At 49.3% G+C, this 21,170-nt stretch carries 14 protein-coding genes and 1 pseudogene; 7 read left to right on the forward strand and 8 right to left on the reverse strand.

The window, feature by feature from the left end:
* Positions 1 to 330: 330 nt before the first annotated feature.
* Positions 331 to 681 carry a LytTR family DNA-binding domain-containing protein gene (locus HH216_RS27020; protein WP_169553707.1) on the reverse strand — a complete coding sequence of 117 codons (351 nt, stop codon included), beginning with the start codon at positions 679 to 681 and terminating at the stop codon, positions 331 to 333.
* A 463-nt stretch (positions 682 to 1,144) separates the two neighbouring features.
* Here HH216_RS27020 and HH216_RS25005 point away from each other — a divergent pair, with 463 nt between their 5' ends.
* From HH216_RS25005 to HH216_RS25020, 4 genes are all read left to right on the forward strand, one after another.
* Positions 1,145 to 2,266, forward strand: coding sequence for a transposase (locus HH216_RS25005; RefSeq protein ID WP_169553628.1), 1,122 nt, complete (start codon positions 1,145 to 1,147; stop codon positions 2,264 to 2,266).
* Between the two features lie 145 nt (positions 2,267 to 2,411).
* Complete coding sequence (locus HH216_RS25010; RefSeq protein WP_169553629.1) at positions 2,412 to 2,672, forward strand: hypothetical protein; 261 nt, start codon at positions 2,412 to 2,414, stop codon at positions 2,670 to 2,672.
* Positions 2,673 to 4,952: 2,280 nt separating this feature from the next.
* Positions 4,953 to 5,561 carry a DUF6436 domain-containing protein gene (locus tag HH216_RS25015; RefSeq protein ID WP_169553630.1) on the forward strand — a complete coding sequence of 203 codons (609 nt, stop codon included), beginning with the start codon at positions 4,953 to 4,955 and terminating at the stop codon, positions 5,559 to 5,561.
* Entirely contained in the window at positions 5,554 to 7,806 is a 2,253-nt protein-coding gene (locus HH216_RS25020; protein ID WP_169553631.1) for a response regulator, read from the forward strand. Before HH216_RS25015 ends, HH216_RS25020 begins: the two co-directional genes overlap by 8 nt.
* Before the next feature lie 77 nt (positions 7,807 to 7,883).
* On the opposite strand, the gene HH216_RS25025 is transcribed toward HH216_RS25020, so the two are convergent.
* Positions 7,884 to 8,306: a BLUF domain-containing protein gene (locus HH216_RS25025; protein ID WP_169553632.1), complete on the reverse strand. Its 423-nt coding sequence runs from the start codon at positions 8,304 to 8,306 to the stop codon at positions 7,884 to 7,886.
* 578 nt (positions 8,307 to 8,884) lie between these two features.
* Here HH216_RS25025 and HH216_RS25030 point away from each other — a divergent pair.
* Together HH216_RS25030 and HH216_RS25035 are read left to right on the forward strand one after the other, a co-directional pair.
* Positions 8,885 to 9,295, forward strand: a complete 411-nt coding sequence (locus tag HH216_RS25030; protein ID WP_169553633.1) for a response regulator — start codon at positions 8,885 to 8,887, stop codon at positions 9,293 to 9,295.
* Positions 9,296 to 9,575: 280 nt separating this feature from the next.
* Entirely contained in the window at positions 9,576 to 11,048 is a 1,473-nt protein-coding gene (locus HH216_RS25035) for a PAS domain-containing sensor histidine kinase (protein ID WP_254448898.1), read from the forward strand.
* Between the two features lie 307 nt (positions 11,049 to 11,355).
* Here HH216_RS25035 and HH216_RS25040 read toward each other — a convergent pair whose 3' ends face one another.
* Positions 11,356 to 12,876 carry a hypothetical protein gene (locus HH216_RS25040; protein WP_169553635.1) on the reverse strand — a complete coding sequence of 507 codons (1,521 nt, stop codon included), beginning with the start codon at positions 12,874 to 12,876 and terminating at the stop codon, positions 11,356 to 11,358.
* 214 nt (positions 12,877 to 13,090) lie between these two features.
* Here HH216_RS25040 and HH216_RS27025 point away from each other — a divergent pair, with 214 nt between their 5' ends.
* Entirely contained in the window at positions 13,091 to 13,324 is a 234-nt protein-coding gene (locus tag HH216_RS27025; RefSeq protein ID WP_169553636.1) for a transposase, read from the forward strand.
* Between the two features lie 171 nt (positions 13,325 to 13,495).
* On the opposite strand, the gene HH216_RS25050 is transcribed toward HH216_RS27025, so the two are convergent.
* The 5 genes and pseudogenes from HH216_RS25050 to HH216_RS25070 form a co-directional block, all read right to left on the reverse strand.
* Positions 13,496 to 15,448, reverse strand: a complete 1,953-nt coding sequence (locus tag HH216_RS25050) for a hypothetical protein (RefSeq protein WP_169553637.1) — start codon at positions 15,446 to 15,448, stop codon at positions 13,496 to 13,498.
* Positions 15,445 to 16,002 carry a hypothetical protein gene (locus HH216_RS25055; protein WP_254448876.1) on the reverse strand — a complete coding sequence of 186 codons (558 nt, stop codon included), beginning with the start codon at positions 16,000 to 16,002 and terminating at the stop codon, positions 15,445 to 15,447. Before HH216_RS25055 ends, HH216_RS25050 begins: the two co-directional genes overlap by 4 nt.
* A gap of 5 nt (positions 16,003 to 16,007) precedes the next feature.
* Entirely contained in the window at positions 16,008 to 17,234 is a 1,227-nt protein-coding gene (locus HH216_RS25060; RefSeq protein ID WP_169553639.1) for a dsDNA nuclease domain-containing protein, read from the reverse strand.
* A gap of 7 nt (positions 17,235 to 17,241) precedes the next feature.
* The gene (locus HH216_RS25065; RefSeq protein WP_169553640.1) at positions 17,242 to 18,219 is read right to left on the reverse strand and encodes a competence protein CoiA family protein; all 978 of its coding nucleotides are present in this window, start codon (positions 18,217 to 18,219) and stop codon (positions 17,242 to 17,244) included.
* An 82-nt stretch (positions 18,220 to 18,301) separates the two neighbouring features.
* Positions 18,302 to 21,099: pseudogene (locus tag HH216_RS25070) on the reverse strand (DNA methyltransferase).
* Between the last annotated feature and the right edge of the window lie 71 nt (positions 21,100 to 21,170).

A 21,170-nucleotide genomic window follows, 5' to 3' on the forward strand; every position in this document is an offset into this window, starting at 1 on the left:
AAACCGAAACGTCAATTAGATCATGTAACTACCTTTGTTGTACTAAACACGCCCTCGGGTGTGTATGGTGTGGATAGAAGCGGAAAGCCTGGCCCCATTGGAGCCAGGCTTTTTTGATGTAGTAGAGAAGCAGATAGCTCTTGAGTAAACCAGTAGTTATATACAAACGTATGAATTTCTTTGAGGTCACAAAAGAAAGCCCCCATCCAATGAACGGGGGCTTTACTGCAAATACACATTAAAACTAAGTTGAAGCGTAAGATAAGTACTGTCACCGAATGAGATACTAAACAAACCGATAACGATCATCTTTCTTATGACTACTACCTACTACTCAATTACAATCCCTGTACGCTGCGCTAGAACGGGGGCAATTGCATTGCCCTTGCGACGGGATGCGGTAATACGGACCTTGTTACGCATGGTGACCGCCAAAACACGTTTGTTTATAGTTTTACCTACCCAGCGGATATTAGTGATACCAGCTGTTGCGATGGCATAGGACTTATGGATTCGTATCAGGGCTGGCAACTGATTAGCTACCAGCATTAGTGTCTTGGCAACCATATGCTTACGCCCGTCGCTAAAATGAATGATAGTATAATTGCCGCTACCTTCCAGGTAGAGGACACTAACTGGATCAAGGGCGGGTATCCCCGCTACTTTGACTGTACCGTTGATAGTTCCACGGGGGGAGTGCGGCTATAGCTTACTGAACGAGTTTCCATACTGTAACGTCGAGTATTAAATCAGACTGATTGATAAGTTAGTTTTAATATATTTACCAATACTGGGACGTTAATTACTCTTAACGTCACTAAACGTATTGACTAATTTACATCAGACAAACTTGCCTTTAGTCTACCAGAACTATAGGTACATACGGTATTTTACCGTTCACTGGTTTTGGTAGTCAGGTTTAAATGCGTCACTCAGCGAAAAACGCGTGTCTCATTCATACTGCTGTATATATTTAAGTGTGAGAAAACCGCATTTGTGTACCTATTCAATATTTGTTCATAACAAACAGAATATCAGCTACTTGTCTCGCGTTTGTGTTTTTGCGCCAGACTACTGGACATTTTAAGAACGTGAGCCTAGTCTAGTTAAATTGGGTCTAACTGACACATAGCCCCAACCTCCGATGCTTCCTGTTACTTTTCAGCAACTTACGCCCCATTTAGCGCCCTTCAGCCGGGGAATCGTCAAAAACTTGTTCCTTATTGCTCAGGCTCTGGTCACCAGCCGAAGTAGCAACATGAACACCGTCAAAGACCGCTTGGCTACACTCTTAGGTAAGGCAAACCGACAACCCGCCAGCCACTATAAACGACTCATCCGTTTTTTCAATACGAGCCAGCCACAGCAGTTGACCAAAGCCATTTTGCGGTGCACGTTTACGCTGCTTAGTGGCCGGGTTAGGTACCTTATTTTAGATGCAACTACTTGGCGATTAGGTCAGAAAGATGTGCATCTACTCGTGTTAAGTTTTATTTATCAAGGAGTTGCCATACCCATTTTGTGGCGTGATCTCGACAAAAAGGGTCACAGTAATTCACATGAGCGGCAGTCATTTATGGAAGAAGCCGCTCAACTGTACAATCTGAAGGGGAAGATTCTGTTAGCTGACCGGGAGTACACGGGTAAACTCTGGTTTACTTTTCTTCATCAAGAAGGGATCGATTTTGTGATTCGGATACAACGCGAGTGCTACAAACATGATACACTTACAAGCTATCCGACACTGGAGAGAAAGGCCATGCGCCGGAAACGGCCCGTGTGGACTTGGCTAAACTGGGCTGACTGTCGGCTCAAACTAGTGATGTGTCGCAACGAAGATCCGCGCCCGCCGAAGGATCCGCGCAAGCGGGCAGAACCGGTCTTTTATTGGCTGACTAGTCTGGAGAATGCTCAGGTTGTACCGGCTCATTATCGCAAGCGGTGGCGCATCGAGCAGTGTTTTAAAGCCCTCAAAACGAACGGGTTCCATTTGGAATCAATGAACTTCAAACAATCGACTAAGATTGAACTGCTCCTAGCCGTGGTCGTCTTTGCCTACGTACTGAGTGTAAAAGCGGGCGAAGCGGTCAGCGATCAAATCGGGACAAAAACCTACCAAAATGGCACTAGCAGTCCGGCGCAGTCACTGTTCAAAAAGGGATTGGAGGTGCTCAATGCGACGCTGCTAGTTTTTGATCAGTTTATGGGCTACCTGCTATGTATTTTTAAGTTGGCAAAACCACGTCGATTCTGTTTTGTCCAGTAGTCTGTTTTTGCGCCGCGCATTTCCTTCCGGGTGCGTGTTCAGTTACACCCCTTGACAGGCATTGTAAAAATTGGTAGCTTTAAAAACTCCTTCTTATCCTTATCGGGCAGTACACAGACAGTTTTTAAACTGGTACTGTGTCCCGATGAAAAACCAAGATACGCCCCGCCCCGATTGCGCCGACAGTGTTAAGCCGCGCACCAACTGGCAGCAAAACCTACTCTTTCTTACATACCTATTCGAGCGCATCCTTGCCGCGATCAAGCGCAACGGTATGGAATACCTGCTGCCGATCCTGTACTGCTGTCTGTTTTACTTTTTCGGCCCAGTGGCACTGGTCGCTATACTGCCCATGCTGCGCGTCACACTGAAGCGGCCCTTATCAAAACGGAATGATAAATCCTAGATTCCCGCTACATGATTTAGCCTCTCTCACTACCACGGCTGGCTCAGTTTAGACTAGCCCGTAAAGTAAGTTAACTGTCTGTCTAGAATGATAATATATAGTATATGTATTGCATCTGCGATAGGCATATAGGCATATAGGCGTATATTGACCCGCTATCAACTACTCAACGTATGTCTTCGATCTCAATAACCTGGCGGTTTATGCCGCTCTGCGACAAAGTCTGTATTCAAGTAATAGCGTTTACACCCGGCCATGCTAGTAGCTGGCTCATGCACATGAATTAACTCCGTTCATCCACAATTACGGGCAATCTATAACCCAAGTCAAAGTGATGGGTAGACATATGTAGGCAGGTTTGTATATTTAGAGTCTAGCCCAAGTCTCTATGAACCAAATTGCTACCTGGTCATTTTATCATCAGCCGCCCGACCTGTTCATGCTTTACCGTGTGCAGTATCGTTGCATGGCAATTTACGAACGCATCTGGTTGAACTAGCACAAGCCCCGTCCTGATCCGGCGGGGCTATTTTCATGCCAAAAAATATAGCCTAAAGCTCTTATGCAGGGAGCAAATGAATAGTTTATGTTACTGTCTATCAATTAGTTATTGTCTTGTTCAGGTAGAAGTATGCTGATGACGAAACGGCAATAATGGTCACTATCTACGGCCAAAAGAAAGCCCCGCCCAACGCCGGACAGGACTTCTATATACTCACCGTAACTTGTAAATAACTGACCGTATGACGCACCGTTTCGTCCGGTGTCACTCATCGAGTAGGAAATTTTAAAAAAAGTTGAGTATATGTGTAACCTGGGACCGGCCTATTTATCCCAATGGCATCAAAGTTGACTAGCTTTGACCATTACCGGTAAAACGATCTCCCCGATGAAAGACGGCCACCCTGTGCAGTGTGGCCGTTGCTTTTTTAGGATACGGCAAGCAGCATGGTAGGTCACAAAAGAAAGCCCCACCAACCGGCGGGGTGTCTCTTGTCATATAACGTCACTACAAAGAAAACGTCCCCTAATCAGGCGACGCTCTTAAATCATCTATGAATGTCTTTTGACCAAAGGCAGAACGCGCTGAAAATCAATGCGCTTTAACTAAGCGTACTTAGTGAGGTAAGGGGCGTTAGGGTAACTTATTACCAGCAAGAAAGCCCCCATCCAATGAACAGGGCTTTACTGGCGTTAAACAACTTTTATAAAGCGTGTAAGATAACCTGTCTCTATCATAGCTGATATAGGTTACAAAAAGAAAGCCCCGGCTCATCGAACCGGGGCTTTACTACAAGTACATATTAAAACTTCGTTAAAGCGTAAAGTACTTAATAAATATTAAATCCGTTAGTTACTGCTCATTCCGACTGTAGCAAACCTCCACTACACGTAGTAGGGGTTCTTCTTCCAACGGGACGTTTCTACACGCTAAGAAACGTCCCATTGGAAGAAGAACCCCAATGCAGGTTATAAATCACCGATCCGCTACAAATAATAAGCACTCCCTTTTCACATAGCGATTTGAGTTGTGTTGCCAGATTGAAATGATAGGCTGGCCTGGCATAGTAGGGTATTTTTGCCGTTTCGTACGAAATCCGTCACTTATCCTAAAAAATTTCCACGTCTTAAGTAGAGGAGCGTTTTTTTGAGAATAATAAAACTATCCCCTCGCTGCAAGCACCGGGGCCGTAACCAACCCCTGCGTTAGCTACAACCCGGGGTATAACCTGCGTGGTGACAATACCTAAGCGGACTTTTCTAGCCGGCAAGCGCACCGAGGTGGCGCTGCGAGCTGGCTTCATCCGCGCCTGGTTTGCGCTGGCCCCGCCGACCCATACTTCCTCGTCGTACTGGCGTCTGCTTAGGGAAAGTTGGTTTGCTGGAGGGGGCTGGGGCGGCCCATCGATGACTGGCCAGTAGGAAATTGGATTGGACAGCAGGGACCTCCCCGGCCAAGTAAGAAAATCAACCGTTACTAAAATCCATACCCGTGTCACCAGGGCATTCCGATAAATGCATCCATGAGTACCTATAATAATCCAGCAGCCTACTCATGACCCGGGCGCATTGGCCCTATAATTGTTACTACTCCTGTGTTTTATGTTACAAGACGGGCGACTGTGGATCGCTTACGCCAGCCAACGGGTGGGGCCCTGGCGGTACTGCTCGGCACCTTATCCACTCACTTGGCTGATGGAAGCAGCACAAGCAGGTGAGGGCAGCAGGCAGGCGTATTGGCGGGCAGCAAAAGGGCGTTTAACCAGGTTCATTGACACCATGAGTAGACAGGGATTCGTAATAGGCTGGTTGCTGGCACTGCTGGCCGCCGTAGGCAGCTTGTTCTGGTACCAGGATTGGCTTTATCAGTTACCGACGCCCCTACCCAGCGTGTACAAGCCCGTTCCGGTGGGCACCCGCATCCAGGCCCCCCAACTAGTCAATCTGCCGGCTGATAAACCCGTCTTCCTGCATTTTTTTAACCCCGATTGTCCTTGCTCACGCTTCAACCAACCCCACATCAAGGCCCTGGTGGGGCAGTTCGGCCGGCAGGTAAGCTTCCTCGTGGTGGTGCTGAGTACAAAGGCCTACTCGCCCCAGCAGATCCGCCACCAGCTCGGCCTGGACCTCCCCGTTCTACTGCACACCTCCCTGGCCAGCCTGTGCGGCGTCTACGCCACGCCCCAGGCCGTGCTCCTCGACACCCGGCACCGGCTCTACTACCGGGGCAACTATAACCGTAGCCGCTACTGCACCGACGAGCGGACAAGCTACGCTAAACGGGCCCTCAGCAGCCTGCTGGCCAACCAGACCGGGCGCGTCGCCGACGCGCGGGCATTGACGGCCTACGGCTGTAGTCTACCCGCCTGTCCCCGCCACGATGACTAATCACGCAGCCCTGACGACGCCCCCGGCCCAGGCCTTGAGCCGGCGGGTGCAACAACGTTCGGATCGCCTGATGAACTACTTCCTGGGCGGCTATTTCCTGGTCGGCTTACTCTTCGCCTTCGTCTACGACACCTGGCTGATTGCCCTGGGCGTGGGAGGGCTGCTACTGCTCGCTTATTATTCGGTCAAGTACCTGCTGCCCGCTTCAAGCCTGTATCAGTACGTGCTCAGCACGGTGCTGGCCGTGTTTATGGCCCAGTACATTTATCAGCTGCACGGGTTGTTCGAGATGCATTTTTTCGCCTTTATCGGCAGTGCCGTGCTGATTACCTACCAGAACTGGAGGCTGCAACTGCCCTTTCTGGTGGTGGTCCTGGTGCATCACGCGGTTTTTGGGTATCTACAAAACAACGGCTGGCCGCAGCTTTACTTCACCCAACTGGCCAGCTTTGATGGGCTCACCTTCCTGATTCACATGGGGCTGGCCACGGTCATCTTTTTTATCAGTGGGTTGTGGTCCTACCAGCTCCGAAACTACACCGAACGGCACCTGGAGCAGGCGATGGCGCTGGCCCAGCTGCAGCAGGAAGCCCAGCTGTCCCGGGAGCGAAAACAAAGCGCTGACCGGCAGCAGCAAACCAACCAGCAACTCCGGCGCCTCAACCAGCAACTGGAGCGGGCCCGGCACGAGGCCGAGCAGGCCAGCCGCGCCAAGAGTACGTTCCTGGCCACGATGAGCCACGAAATCCGCACGCCCATGAACGGGGTGATCGGTATGGCCGCCCTGCTCCAGGAAACCCCCTTATCCCCCGAGCAGCGGCTGTTCACCGACACCATTGCCACCTGTGGCGACACCCTGATTCAGGTAATCAACGACATTCTTGATTTTTCCAAAATCGAGTCGGGTCACCTCGAGCTGGAACAGCAGGCCTTCGACCTACGGCAGTGCCTGGAAGACGTGCTGGACATGTTCGGGGCCAAAGCGGCCAAACTCGGCATCGAGCTGCTCTACGAGCTGGCCGACGAGGTGCCTCACCAGTTGCTGGGCGATGCCCTGCGGCTGCGGCAGGTGTTAATCAACTTGGTGGGCAATGCGGTGAAGTTTACCCACCAGGGGGAGGTCTGCGTGCTGGTCCAGCGCCGGGGCATTGCCGAGCCGGGTCTGGTAGGGATCCAGTTTGAGGTTCGGGATACGGGCATCGGTATGGCGGCGCACCAGATGGATCGCCTGTTCAAGGCCTTCTCGCAGGTGGATGCCTCCACCACGCGTCAATACGGGGGCACGGGACTGGGCTTGGTTATCGCCCAGAAACTGGTTCAGTTGATGGGCGGCACGATTCAGGCCGTCAGCCAGCCGGGTCAGGGCTCTACCTTTTCCTTCACGATCCAACTGGCTCCGGACGCCAGCTCTACGGGGAATCGCACCCGGTACGCTATGGCCGCGCTGGCGGGCAAACGCATCCTCATCGTCGATGATAAGGCGACCAACCGGGCCATTCTCCAGCGACAGTTGGCGCACTGGCAGCTGCAGCCGCTACTGGCCAGTAGCCCTCAGCAGGCCCTGGCAATGCTAGCCGGGGGGATGGCCGTCGATCTTATTGTGATCGATCGGCAGATGCCGGGCCTGGATGGGCTACAGCTGGCTGGCCAGCTGCACGAGTGGTTCCCCGCCATTCCCCGGCTACTGCTCAGTTCACCGGGCGACGAGGTCGGCGGGGCGCAGCGGTCGCTGTTTGTGGCCGTGGTGGCCAAACCAATCCGGCAACACGTCTTGGCCCGGCACCTCCAGCAAGCCCTGCAACCATCGTCGCCGGCTCCCCTCCAATTCATACCGCCCGCTCAGTTAACCCCTGATTTTTCGGTCCGCTACCCGCTGGCCATTCTGGTGGCCGAGGATAACGTTATGAATCAGCGACTAATCGGGCACGTGCTGCGCAAGCTGGGCTACCAGCCCGACATCGTCGACAATGGGCAGCAAGCGCTGGCGGCGTTAGCGCAAAAAGCCTACGGGCTGGTGCTAATGGACATGCAGATGCCGGTGCTGGATGGGCTGGCCGCTACCCGGCAGATCCGGCAGCGGCCCGGGTACCAGCCCGTGATTATTGCCTTGACGGCCAACGCGCTGGTCGAGCACCACCAGCAGTGTCTGGCCGCGGGCATGGACGATTTTATCACCAAACCGATTCGGCTGCCCGAGCTGACGACCAAACTGGCGCACTGGTATCCCCGGCTCGCCACCAACTGATGAAACAGGGCGACGGTAGCCCCCCATATAGTCGGGTTGCTGTAGGGCGACGCGGCAGGCAGCCCGGCTACGCCGCCTCAGCTACGGTGGTTGTTGTCATAGAATACCTTGACCAGCGCCAGAATCACGTTGGACGTAGTAGCCTTGGCTGGGGCGACCCTGTCGGTGAAGGGTAGTGCCGTCCGCAGGTGGTCTAGTTCACGAACCGACATAGTCTTGTAGCCCATCGACCAATCCGCAAAGGAGCGGTGGGCAATAGGGCCGCTGAAGAGTTTGGTGACCTGGCTATGCTGGGGGTCCCGGGTAATTACGGCGTACAGGGCCTTGACGCGCTCCTGGGGACCTTCCAGCACCTGGATGATACAGCCGTTGAGGTAGAGTAGCACCCCCGTAATGCCCTGCGCCCGGTTGTTTCGCTGACTCAGGGTCAGCAGGCGGGCCAGCTCGTCATCGGTTAACAAACCGCTCGAGGAGCTAACGTAGACGATACAATAGTCCATGCATACAACGTAGTTACTAAGAGGGCAGCCCCAATCGGTTCTCTAATCAAGGTATGGGCAAGCGGTGATGGGGCGGCGAGTCACCGACCCAACCTCTATACCTAAGTTGGTCCAGCCTGAACCAGCGCACCCGTGCCGACAGCAGGGTGACAAAAAGGGTACCAAACTACGCTGATACCGCCTGTATCATTGGCACGGTGACTACACACCGACCAACAGGCTTACGTATCGTTCAGTCGAGTAGTGGAGCACTGATGTGTCGGCAAAAGCGGCCCCCGGCCGAAACGGGCAGCTTAGCCCAGCCGGGTCGGACCTGGATGCAATTAATCCGTTAATGCGCACGGGCTAGGCTATTGTGATTAATTGGTTGGCTTGCATTACTGAAAAAAGAGATCGGCTACCGGAGTAGCCGGCGAGTTCTTCCCAAGAGTGGCCCTGCGCCCACCGAGTGGGGTATCGCTACCAGGGCGGCTTCTTACCGCCGCATCATCCACCCCTAACTACCGCCTCCAAAAACGGCCTGCTTTTAAGTATACTGTTTAGATAATACCTTTACTAGTCTATTCCCCAGTGCTCTCATGGCTAACCACTTGGTGTATATCGTCGACGACGACGAGGATGACCGGCTCTTGCTAGAAAGTATCTTTACCGACTTCTTCGAGCCGTGCCGGCTACGCTTTTTTGAGAACGGTGCCCAACTGCTGACCACGCTGACCCACCGGCTGGACGAGCGGCCACCAGCGGTCATCATACTCGATCTGGAGATGCCCGTGCTCAATGGCTTTGAGACGCTGCACTACTTAAAAAACAACCCGGACTTCAGGCGTATTCCCACGGTGGTCTTAGCCAGCTCGAACCGGTCCCATGATCAGGTACGCTGCGCCCAGTTGGGCAGTAACGAATACCTGGTCAAGGAGACGGAGTACCCTCAGTGGATCGGGTTAGTGAGTCGACTGCATACGAGATGGGTCGAGACGGCTTGCCGGTAAGTGGCCGCCCACCCCGTAGCCTAATCCAGCCAGCCGTTAACTCGAACGGAACGGCAACGGGTTGAGTCAACACCCAGCGTAGACCAAGGGGGCCTGGTGACGCCTTTATCTGATACGTCCGGGTGGCCCCCCTCGGCGTCAAGTCAGTTAACTACTCCATTTTGTGAGCCCCACTCCCCCCGCTCCTGCCCCCCAGGCGCCGACGCCGCCACCCGCCACGACGCCCCCGGTAGAAGCACTGGCGGCCCTGGCCTTTACCCAATCGACTACGGCCGCTTTGGTGGTCTTTGCCGGGCTGGATGCCCAGGGTCAGCTCGCCACCCTGGTGCCGGTAGTAGCCAATCGAGCCGCCGAAGCTTTACTGAATCAGTCCCGGGTAGCCTGGCTGAGTCAGCCCCTTGAGCAGGCCGGGCTGAGCTGGCTCAGCCCACTGCTGTATCAGCAGGCCAGGCGGCTGCTGACAACGGGGCCGTCCAGCCCAGTCCAGCCCAGCGCCATCGAGTCACCAGCCGCACCCGCTGGCTGGATCGAGGTAGTCAGTCAGCCCCTGGGCGATGGCCAGCACCTGCTGGTGAGTCTAACTGCTCTCACCGCCGATCCACCATCAGCGCTGGCTCAGCCACAGGGTACCCGCTACTTTGAGGCCCTGGCGGCTAACATGCCCCATATGGGTGTACTGGTCGTTAATCCACGGGGGACAATCGAGCAGGCCTTTGGGTTGCTACCGGGCCTACTCAGCCAGCGCCAACCCGAGGCCTTGCCTGGTCAAACCCTGCTCGAGCTGGTGTTGCCCGACTACCGCTCGGATTGGGAACGCTATCTGACCACAACGCTCCGGGGGGAGTCCCACTTTTTTTCTGACCACTGGAACGCCTGGCGCTGCGAATGCTACGTGGGCCCGGTGCCAGGCGTTGATGGAGAGGTAGATGGTGCCCTGGTGGTGTTTCGCAATGTCACCGAGCAGTACCGCCAGCAGCAGGCCCTGCAAGCCTTAAACCAGGCCCTGGTCGAGTCGAATCAACGCCTGGAGCGATTTGCCGCGGTGGCCTCCCACGATTTGCAGGAGCCGCTGCGTAAGATTCAGTTGTTTAGCCAGTTGCTGCAGCAGCGGGCCGCTGGCCGGCTGGAGGCCGCCGATTTGGATCGGCTGAACCGGATGCACGCAGCGGCCCGGCGGCTGCGTGAGCTCATCGAGTCATTGTTGGTACTGACTCAGGTAAGCGGTCCCGCCCCGGTCAAGACCCTGGTCGACCTGGCGGAGTTAACCCTAACGGTCATCAGTGATCTAAGCGTCCGCATTGAGGAGCAGTCGGCGCTGGTGGAGGTGGTACCGCCCCTGCCCCCGGTGCTGGGTGATGCGCCCCAGCTTAGGCAGTTGTTCCAAAACTTACTCAGCAATGCCTTGAAGTTCACCGCCCCCGAGGTGGCCCCCCGGGTGGTCATCCAGGCCCGGTTGGTAGCCGCCTCGACGGTACTGGATTTGGGGCTCTCCTCCCAGTTTACCTACGTAGAGGTCAGCGTCAGCGATAATGGCATTGGCATCGGGGCGGCCGATGTCACGTCAATCTTCGGCTGGTTTAGCCGCTTGCATGGCCGGCAGCGGTACGAAGGCAGCGGCCTGGGGTTGGCCACTGTGAAGCAGGTGCTGGACAATCATGGGGGGAGCGTACGGGTTGAGAGTCAGCTCGGGGTCGGTACGACAATGCGTGTTTATCTACCCGTGGCTCCAGTTGTGGGCTCTGCGGAATCGTGATGTATTGAGGCGAATTAGGAAAGCCCTTTTCTGAACGGTTGCATGGATAGGGATGAAAATGAACGTATCGACCTGTAAATTAGAGGTTTACGTACGGTCAATTAATAACCCCCTAAGGGCATTTTCTGACCTAAAATGAGTAGACTGCGTGTAGAGCTATATTACTATTATAACTTTCAATCGATTCTTAGGTATAGAGTATTTTGCTGACGCCGCCTGCTAAGAACGTGTTTGGGGGTTGGTGAAGGCTGAGCGTCGAGCCCTTTTTGTATCGACGCTCAGCCTTCACCAACCCCCAAACACGTTCTTAATCATCGTCTATATTAACAATACTTTTTAACTCATCGAATAACAAATCATTTAGTCTTCTATTTTCACTGTCCCAAGCTATAGATGAATTTACTTCTTCAATTTTTCTTAAAATGCTTCTTTTTTGAAAAGCAATTTGTCCTGGTATTTTTTCTTCCGTTTCATTAATAGCTTCACTTATTTTCTGATACACAAAATGCTGAATTTCCGAAGAAACAGAATTCAAGAAAAGAATAGATCTTTTGTATACCTTCTCGTCAAAATCGAATAGTCCGCTACTAAGAGATACAAAACTTCCGTAAGCAATGCCGCCCTTTACCCAATCAGAGTAACTATATTTACCATCCAATATAGAGTCGATAAAATTTTGAGTTTTCCAATGATTATTTGAGCTTGCTGATTCAAGCATCCTCCCAAGAGAGAACTGGCTATCATCATCTAAGATATTAATAACCTGAATCCCCATTGGAGTTTTTAGATAATCAATAGCAGGATTTTGAGTATCAAAATTATAAGTCATCAAATTAGCTTTGATTCTTAAATAAGTATCTTCAGATCTACCATAATAATTAATAGCGGATTCGAATGACATTGAATCGAGCATTTGATTAAATATAACAATGTATTTATCTTCTAATACACTAGAGTTTATTAATTGACCAATAACTTGTCTTACATAATTGGTTTTCCGACTATCGTTTTCCGATACGGCATATGCAATTATCATTTCCTTTATTCGCTCAGGTATTTTAAGCCAAGTGTCTGAGCGAATAAAGCCTAACATACATTCGTAAGGAAAGCTTGTAACTTTATCTTCTAACCCCCACTTACTATCATCTAAGCTTGTAGGCGTTCGTATGAATAATTCGCAGATGAATGCTCTAAGTTTGAAGAGTTCCTGAGCCTTACTATCAATCAAGCATATTTCCCCTACTTTTGCCAAGAAAGTTTTGAAGAAAAAAGGATGCAAATTTTCATTTGTTCTTGTTACTGCCCTAACAGCATGATCTCTAACTTGCTCTGAACCGGTAGGTATATAAAAGGGCTTATTAGCGACATTATTCGCTAAATCACTTAAGAGCAGTTTGTTGTAATGCAATTCCTTTCCTAAGGATATTTTTACTATTTGTGTAAAAATATATCTTATTTCCTCAGTAGTAGGTCTTTTGTTATATGGGTGAACAAAAACCGATCTCTGCTGCCAAAAATGGTTAACTGAACTTAAATCAGAACTGTCAATTATTTCACAGGTTTTTGCTTCTTCAAATATAAGTTTGTCAGTCGATGAATCTTTACTCTCAGCTAAATCAATCTTTATGATGGCCGCATTGGAACGACTATCTCCTAAATTATCAAATTCGTATATTTTCCTTTTTAAAGATTCAATCAGTGAGACCCAAGCCATAATATAAGCTGATCTGTGATAACCGGACGAGTAACATCCGGCGGCTTCATCAAAAAGAATTCTGTCTTCTTCATTAATGATTTTATTTTGCAAGTCTTTAACCCAATCTTCCATATTTGTAGGGGCAGTGCCGATCTATGTGCTTTCGAAACGGGTTTTACAAATCCAAAGATAATCCTCAATTATCGTATTGAGCTCGGTTTGTATAGTAATACTAAATGAATTTTTAAGATTTTTGGCTTGTCTATGCCGCCGGTATCGGAAACGAAATTTATTGGTGATCTGGGATGGGGCAACCATTCACCGTAGTCAGGCAGTTAAAGACTGATTGAAGCAACGGCCCGGTCGGGTCCATTTAGAGCGTTTACCAGCCTACAGTCCTGAACTAAACCGAGTTGAATTTCTCTGGAGTCAGTTGAAGTGGAGCTTAGTCAACCAAGTATTCTGCAATTTTCCGCAGTTGACTGAGGCCATCATCGTGCAATTAGCTACACTCCAGGCCTGTCCTAATTTGGGTACTACCTTTTTTCGAAAGAAAGAGGTAGCCTTCTTCACAAGCTAATACACGCGTCAATAATAGTGTCGGGTTACTGTATTTGTAATGCTACTATTTTAGATAGAATCTCCAAAATCTTCGCTGAAAAATTATCTCTCATCTTGTGGTAAGAATTATTAGTGCATTATACCAATACAGATGGATTTCTGAATTAACTTTAAGCATGGTTATATTACTTTAGTGGCCCCGATAATAGCTAATTAAAGGTGGAAACTCGTCATTGTTGGGAGTCATGTGTCTAGTAAGTACATATAGATCAAGACTTTCATCTGGCTCACAATATTCCTTGTCTATTAATATAAATTGCGTATTAGCCAAATCTGTAGTTGCCAATTTATAAACTAAGTTGTGAAATTGACGAAAAGCATCCTCGTTTTCTCTTTCACTAATGTTTTTCATTGGGGAGTCAATAATCAGAAAGTTTGGCAATGATGCTTTCGTCTCAACCGCCAGCCGGTGAATAGCCAGTGAAAAGCAACATTTGAACAGTACTTTTTTGCCACCACTGCTTAAGTTACTGAATGATGTTACGGCTACATCGTCGCCCCCATTCGGGGCAACAAGTGGCAAAAAAGTCGACGTAGATACATTTACTTTATCTTCATTTTGAATACCAGGTACGCCAGCTTGAATTAAGTAATCAAGAAAATAGCGTTCCAGTTTACGGATGTTCTGGACATCTTTCTCGGCAGCGATCCGGGCTTCTTTCAGGCTTTCCCGTATTCCCTTTTCTTTTACCTCTAACTGATCGGCACGGGCTAACTGCTCATCTACTTTTTTAAATAGCAGCACGGAACGATTAAGGCCGCTAATCATTTGTTCCAACTCAAAACGGCGACGTTCAAACTCCAATATCGTGGCTAGGTAGGCTGAGTCATACCGTTTCATCTCCTCGGTTATCTTACCATCAACAAGTCGTTTACGGGCTAACTGTTCGTCGTAGGAGCGATATAGTTGCTTGACCTGCAACTCATAATTCTGTAAGATCTCTGCTAACTCACTAATCCTGGAATCCGCGTCTCGCTGAATCAGTGCTACATCTATTTTGCTGGTTTCGGCGGTTGGTTCATTCTGATCGCAGACGGGACAGACGCCAACGGGACGTGCGGGTAAAGTCTGTGCACAACGAGGGCAGGACTCGAATTGAACGTTGCTGAGTACATAGCGAGCTGACAGTCCCCGTTGATATTTTATTTTTAACGACTTTATTTCGTTAAGATGAGCGGCATTGGTATCGATCAATTGATTAAGCGCTTCAATACCTTCGCGCGTTGCGTCGATGTCTCTAGCCAATTGTCTTCCTTCGTCTTTCAAACTGTCAACGATATGGGGCACATCTGTACGCTTTACCTCAAACTGTAGACTCGAGATACGTTTTCGTACATCGTCAAGATTCCTCCCAAGCTGCTCAACTTTCTCCTTCGTTTCTTCCTGAGAGGTTATACCATTGTTTGTCAGCGTTTCCCTCAGTAAAACAGCTCCTGAGCGCATCTGATTTTTGAGATCGCGTACACGTAGGAGTTCAGATTCCAACTGGGCTACCGCTTCCTGATGATATCCTAAAATGGAGCGTAGTACGTCCCGGCTTTTTAGCCGCTTAAAATTGTTTGCTTCAATTTCGAGATTGAAAAAAGAACTATCAATCGTGTCCTGATCAAGATAGCAATACCACAGATAATCTCGAAGGCTAAGGCGAACTAACGCACTGTCTTCGGAGCTTTTACTCTTTCTCACCCGAGGAGGAGTAATACCGGCGATGTAAAAAATAAAATCGGACAGAACTTCAACATCTGTACCAGCCAATACTTCACCACCCGCTACACGGGCCGGTAGTAACAGTGTGTTTTCATTACCAGACTCCCCCCAAACAGCGACAACGTTATCGGAACCTCGCTGCCGGTCGATGGTTGTTTCAGTGCCATTTACGTTAATAAGTAATGCCGCAGCCACAAATTCCTGTTGAAAAGCGGGGGTCAGGTCTAGATCACCTCCCAGACAATAGTCAATCAATTGGGCAATGCTGGATTTCCCAGCCCCCATTTGCCCAAAAAAGTAGGATATCCTGTCAAACTGAATGACCTCAGTCGACCGTTTGAAAACCAGTGTTAATGTTTTGATGCGAAAGTTCATAGTTGAATTTCCTGACCCCACTTAATTGTGACAATCTCCGGGAAAACCTCGTAGATGAAGTCCTTTATTTTAGTAGCTGAGAAGTCGCCGAAGTTCTTATAAATCAGCAAGCTTCTTTGGGCGATCAATTTGAATTCGTCTTCCTCAGCAAACAGCCCGGCTACTTCTTTACCTTTATCGGTAATAACGACGTGTACCGTATTACCCTCAACATACGTATTCACTAAACCTTTGGCTGATAAGAGGCCAATCCAACGCCGGTAACGTGCATCCCAGGGACCGTACCGAAATCGAATCATTTTTGCCTCAATACTTGATGCTTCGACCTCACCGACCTGGGCTAGATCGTCGCTTTTGCCAATCGCTTGCAAGGCTCTTGTCAGGCAATTCGGATAACGTAATAAAAAATCGAGCTTGGCTAGCTTCGTAATGCCTTGTACACTGTGTCGTTTTTTACGTCCCTGGAATGCACCCAATAATAAAAGAAGCCTGCTCAAGTGGAAGTCATCTAAATTTTCAGTTTCGGCTGCTGCTCGTAGTAAACGTAAACTCATAGCCATTACTGATTTATATCGAATTTTTCGCTCCACCACACCTTGCACTCGCCAGTTAACAAACCTGCGAAGCCAATAAGCGTATCGTACCGCTCATTTAGCACGAAAGCCGGATCATTGTCGGCTATATGCCGAAGCCGCTTGTGGACGCTGAGTAGCATCTGCTCACCCATTGGTCCGTCGCTGTATTTAGCTTCCAGTAACGCTTCGTCACACTCCGCCTGTACCACGCTTTCTAACTGATCGATCAACTGTAAAAGCTTTTCCGGCTTTGTTGTGTTTAGTTCGAGAAGTCGTTGCTCGGTTGCTAGGGCCCGGCGTTGCATAGTCATGGTGTGGTCGCCAAGCCCACCCCGTTCCAGCTTCTTAGCCAGCTTAGTTAGATCTCGGTTGCCATCCGCAACTACCAGCGATCCAGAACCTGGTAAGTAGCTAAAATGGCCGGTTATGTGTTTTTTGATGATAGATCGGGTTTCCTCGACAAAGATTCGCTTTTCTAACAGGCGTGGGTTTGTCTCATCACGGCTGAAATACGATTGTAAATGTTCGGCCGGGTTATAAATTCTTAAGGAAGATGCCTGGAATATACGTAGAATCAGATCAGATACGATATTCTGCGCTGTTGGAATGGTGCAATTCTCACAGCCTTCAATTTCCACGATATGGCGTTGAGCAATGTCAGTTTCAAAACTTTGACGGCCTGGCCCAATGATCAAATCGACTTTCTTTAATGTGTTCAAAAGACTTTGCCCATCACACTCGCACTCGTTTTTTAATTTGTCAAATGCGGCCAGGAAAGGTTCTTCTATAGTAGAGATACTGTCTGTCAGCTTTACCACTTCTAACAACCGGCCTGGGCACCGGGCTATCTTATCGGCCTGATCTGTATCCAAAAAGCTGGTGTTAGACACGATATACATATTTCCAATGGCGTCGCCGAACAACTCATGCAGCGTGACAAAGCGCTTGATCGTTTTCTTTATGGAATCTGTGAAGAGATGGAGATGTCCATTTTCCGGTGTACTCGTTTTTATCTGATAGCAGTCGAACATACTATCACTGCGTTCGCAGATCAGGTCTTCATGTTGTTCACACCACATTGAAACATAGTCTCTTTCGCCACGTAGTGCCGATAACAGCAGAATAACTCCATACCCAAATTGATAGCGGAAATTCCGGAGTGTTGCGTCCCCCGGATCGTTTTGATCAAGCTGTTTTATCAGGCTACTCATGTTGACATTATACGCTTAGGGATGAATTCCTGGAGTTTGCTACTTTGTAATCGTCAAAGTCAAAGTAGGTGTCCTCTGCTTCGTCAGAAGTTGGGCCTTTAGGCACTTTTGTCGTATCGTTCCACCATGGAGCTCGGGAGTCGCGGGCTATTCTTCGGGATGGCACAGTTAGCAGTTCATTTTTGGGTTTCCATTCCTCTACCATTTCGCAAATGATATCACGGCAGATATCAACCTTGCTCCCAAAGCACGGCTCCCGAACAGTCCGATAACGCTTCCAGTAACCACCCCCGGATTGCTGGTCGCCGTCGCTGTCGTACCAGTCCCGGCCCTCAATCCAGCGATACGCCGGTGAAAAATGAACTGGTATTAAAGTTGATTGACATCCGTCTATCCAATAGTAGACCCGGTCGAAGTACATCTGATGAAGAAACTTCTCGTAAAGGCGAGGCCGGAACGGATCGTTACCAAGCTCATCGCGCAACGGGATGATCCACAGGATATGAGCTTTACGTTTCGTATATTCTTTAGTGCGATGAATGATTTTGTCAATGGAAATTACACTCTTCTGAACTTCTATCACTACAGCTTTCTCGCTAATACGACCACTGATATCTGGTACAACTTTAGCTAAACCTTTTTCTTTGTTAGCCTCAACTGCCCGCTCTTTCTCCCATTTCCCTTCAGGAAAAGCAGCATTTAAACAGGCCAAAATATCATCCTTACACTTGATGTGCAATGCGCTTTCCGAATTTCTTAGGATTGGGCTCTGCCGTGCTTGATGTGCAAAATGATCCCTCTTTTCCTTACATTTTCGGATGATAACATTCGAGTAGCACTCTGAGCAATAAAAAGGTCCCTGCTGTCTTGTAACATAGGAAGCACTTACCCGTTTGTTATCAGTAACCCGAACAGCAGTCCCTTCCATGAGGGCCATACATGATGCACCTACAGCGTCCTGCTTCAACAATTCTCTCTCATCCATATTTACTAAGAATAAACTTTGTTTTTATTCGCCGTGAACTCGGTCAGCCATAGTCTACATTAAGTTACAGGGCGTAGACACCTCATGATTTCTTATTTTTTATTGTCCGGACCGGCGTGGCGGCAGCCATCAGTGGAGCCGTGTATATCTCATACAGTTCAAACAAGTACTCGATACGCCGGGTCTCGTTAGGGAAGGCTTGGGGTCGATAACATAGATCTACGGCCCGGTCAAGATCCTGATGTGTTTTGACTAAGGTAGGCGGCATCGTGAGTGGATCGTAGAGGTGGGCGAGACTACTGCCGACGAAAGAAGCCCGCACGTCGAGTACCTGTTGCGCGGCCGTCTCAACAGCTTTGACCTGCTTTTCTGTCGGGGTTTGTGGCCACGGGAAGTTATTGTAAACAATACTGTTTGAGTATCTGTAATCGCTTTTTAGTCTCCCACACACATAACGTACCCAAGTCATGTGCATCTCCGATGTCAATATGCCGAACATAAATAAGCTTGCTCCGTCAACAGTTCGGGCCAGATCACTGGCTATTGTGTCTTTGTCTAAAAATCCAATTGGTATATACCTCCTGTTTTCAGATGATACGCCCGGAATTAGCAGGTAATTCTTCTTAGGTTGGCGTATCTCTCCAAAAAGCGTTGGGAAGTTAGCCAGTTTTCTTGTGGCCTCACGGGTACTCTTTTGACGGTACTCTCTGACTAAGTTGATACGTCTTAGTACCTCCCGGTGATCTCGTAAAACATTTGGGGGTACATCTTTTAGCCATATGCACCATCTCTTAATCCCGTTTATGAACTCTTGAGAGCCTAAAAATGGTCTAATCAGTTTTGTGGCTTGTGGCTCATCAGCTATAATGAGATCTTTTTCAAGATCGGTCAATAAAAGAAATCCACCGTCATTAGCCATGCTTCCGTACGATATTTCAGGTACGTTGCAAATCGGTTTTCTACGGTTAATCACAAGTATATTCCGGCCTTCAACTAGGTAAGGATTAATTGAGCGCACCGACCGTTCGATAGGTTCGCCTTTTACATCGGGGTACTCGTATAATATGCTGCTGTTTACTGTGTTATTATTGGACCTAGTCCAATAATAACACAGTAAACAGCAGCATTCCCCCTAGCCTCATTGCTCCATTTGAAAGTACGATGAGCAAACAAAATCGCCACTTTATACCGCTGTAGCAGTTCACCCCATAGTATTCCGACCTGTTCGCCCTGAGTGATTGAGTTTGTTGAGACGAAAGCTGCTTTTGCAGCCGTTTTCTGAATGATGTCTGCCACTTTTGCGTACCAGCCTGACACATAATCCAGCGTACCAGCTCCACTGACACCTTGGAAAATAGCGACAATGTCCCTCCGTTGTTCGTCGGTCATCATCTTGGAGCCAATGAACGGCGGATTGCCAATGATGAAGCTATAGCGTAGTGGCTCCTCTCCTTCTTTGGATTCTGGCAACAGCGATTGCCAGTCGGTGCGGAGGGCGTTACCATGCACAATGGTTGCGGACTTGGTGAGTGGCAGACGAATGTAGTACTGGCCAAACTCCTCTGAAATTCGCATATTCATCTGGTGATCAATGAGCCAAAGGGCTACCTGAGCAATTTGAGCCGGAAACTCTTCGTACTCGATACCGTAAAAGCGGTCCACATCGACCAGTACCAGGTCATTGACGCTGACAAACTGCTGACCTTTCTGTAACGCTTTAATGACGTCAATTTCGAGTAGTCGCAGTTCTCGATACGTGATGATGAGAAAATTGCCGCAGCCGCAAGCTGGGTCCAGAAACCGTAGGTTGGCTAGCTTGCCATGAAAAGTAGTCAGCTTACGCCGATCCATCTGAACAGTTCTGAATTCGCGCCAGAGGTCATCCAGAAATAGTGGTTTAATGACCTTCAGAATGTTCTTCTCCGACGTATAGTGTGCACCTAAATTTCGACGTTCGACGGGATTCATCACCGATTGAAACAGTGATCCGAATATAGCCGGCGAAATACGTCCCCAGTCCAACGCGCAGCAGTCTAGCAGAATTTGCCGCATGGCCCGGTCGAAACTTGGAATCATCAGGTTTTCGGCGAATAGCCTGCCATTGACGTAAGGGAACTGCGTCAGATCATCGTCCAGATTCTTCGACCGTTTTTCGGGAGGCGTGTTCAGAACCTGGAACAGCATGGCCATTTGCGAGCCCAGGTCGAAACCGTCTTCGCGGGTATTCTGGCTCAGATAGTCCTGAAAGGTGCCTTTGTCGAAAATACTGGTATCATCGGCAAATAGGCAAAACAGCAGGCGTACCAGGTACACTTCGAGTGGGTGACCATCGTAACCCACTTCTTTCAGCTTATCGTGTAGACCGCCCATCATTTGAGCCGCTTTGATATTGACGGGATCTTCCTCCTTATAGGTCCGTTTCTGATAGCCCAGCATAAAGCCAAACTCCTTGACATGGTGATGCAGATCGGCTAGCGGAAATTCATGGTACTGCCTTGCAGAGCCGGTTTCCATTTTCTCATCCAGATCGTAGAGTCGGAAGCGGGCAAAATCCGACACCAGTATATATCTGGGTAGTTCATGATCTTTCAGCCCAATGAAATAAGCGATAGCCTGGCTGTAGGCATCATCTAAGCTGCGACCGCGTGATTTGTGTTCGACAACCAACGTTCCTGGCCAGAATAGATCGACAAATCCTTTGCTTCTGCCAGGTCGCTCAACCGCTTTTTCAAATTGCGCCAGTCGTCGGCGCGTAACGCCGAATACGTTGAAGAAATCATCCCAGAACGACTTGGCTTCCGCGTCTTCCGAGGCGTCATCTTTCCATTCATTCGCGAAACGCAAGGCGCGGTCTTTTATCTCAGTCCAGCTAAGAGCCATTTAGTGTATGGGGAAATAGAGTAGTGCATCTTAGGCTTAAAATAGTAATCCATCTAGCTACTTTTGGTAAT

The sequence above is a fragment of the Spirosoma rhododendri genome (genome assembly GCF_012849055.1).
Classification (GTDB): domain Bacteria; phylum Bacteroidota; class Bacteroidia; order Cytophagales; family Spirosomataceae; genus Spirosoma; species Spirosoma rhododendri.

Excerpts from the sequence above, each read along its gene's own strand:
- HH216_RS25005 (WP_169553628.1), top strand. The coding sequence starts at position 1,145 with ATGCTTCCTGTTACTTTTCAGCAACTTACGCCCCATTTAGCGCCCTTC.
- HH216_RS25010 (WP_169553629.1), top strand. The coding sequence starts at position 2,412 with ATGAAAAACCAAGATACGCCCCGCCCCGATTGCGCCGACAGTGTTAAG.
- HH216_RS25015 (WP_169553630.1), top strand. The coding sequence starts at position 4,953 with ATGAGTAGACAGGGATTCGTAATAGGCTGGTTGCTGGCACTGCTGGCC.
- HH216_RS25020 (WP_169553631.1), top strand. The coding sequence starts at position 5,554 with ATGACTAATCACGCAGCCCTGACGACGCCCCCGGCCCAGGCCTTGAGC.
- HH216_RS25025 (WP_169553632.1), bottom strand. The coding sequence starts at position 8,306 with ATGGACTATTGTATCGTCTACGTTAGCTCCTCGAGCGGTTTGTTAACC.
- HH216_RS25030 (WP_169553633.1), top strand. The coding sequence starts at position 8,885 with ATGGCTAACCACTTGGTGTATATCGTCGACGACGACGAGGATGACCGG.
- HH216_RS25040 (WP_169553635.1), bottom strand. The coding sequence starts at position 12,876 with ATGGAAGATTGGGTTAAAGACTTGCAAAATAAAATCATTAATGAAGAA.
- HH216_RS25050 (WP_169553637.1), bottom strand. The coding sequence starts at position 15,448 with ATGAACTTTCGCATCAAAACATTAACACTGGTTTTCAAACGGTCGACT.
- HH216_RS25055 (WP_254448876.1), bottom strand. The coding sequence starts at position 16,002 with ATGAGTTTACGTTTACTACGAGCAGCAGCCGAAACTGAAAATTTAGAT.
- HH216_RS25060 (WP_169553639.1), bottom strand. The coding sequence starts at position 17,234 with ATGAGTAGCCTGATAAAACAGCTTGATCAAAACGATCCGGGGGACGCA.
- HH216_RS25065 (WP_169553640.1), bottom strand. The coding sequence starts at position 18,219 with ATGGATGAGAGAGAATTGTTGAAGCAGGACGCTGTAGGTGCATCATGT.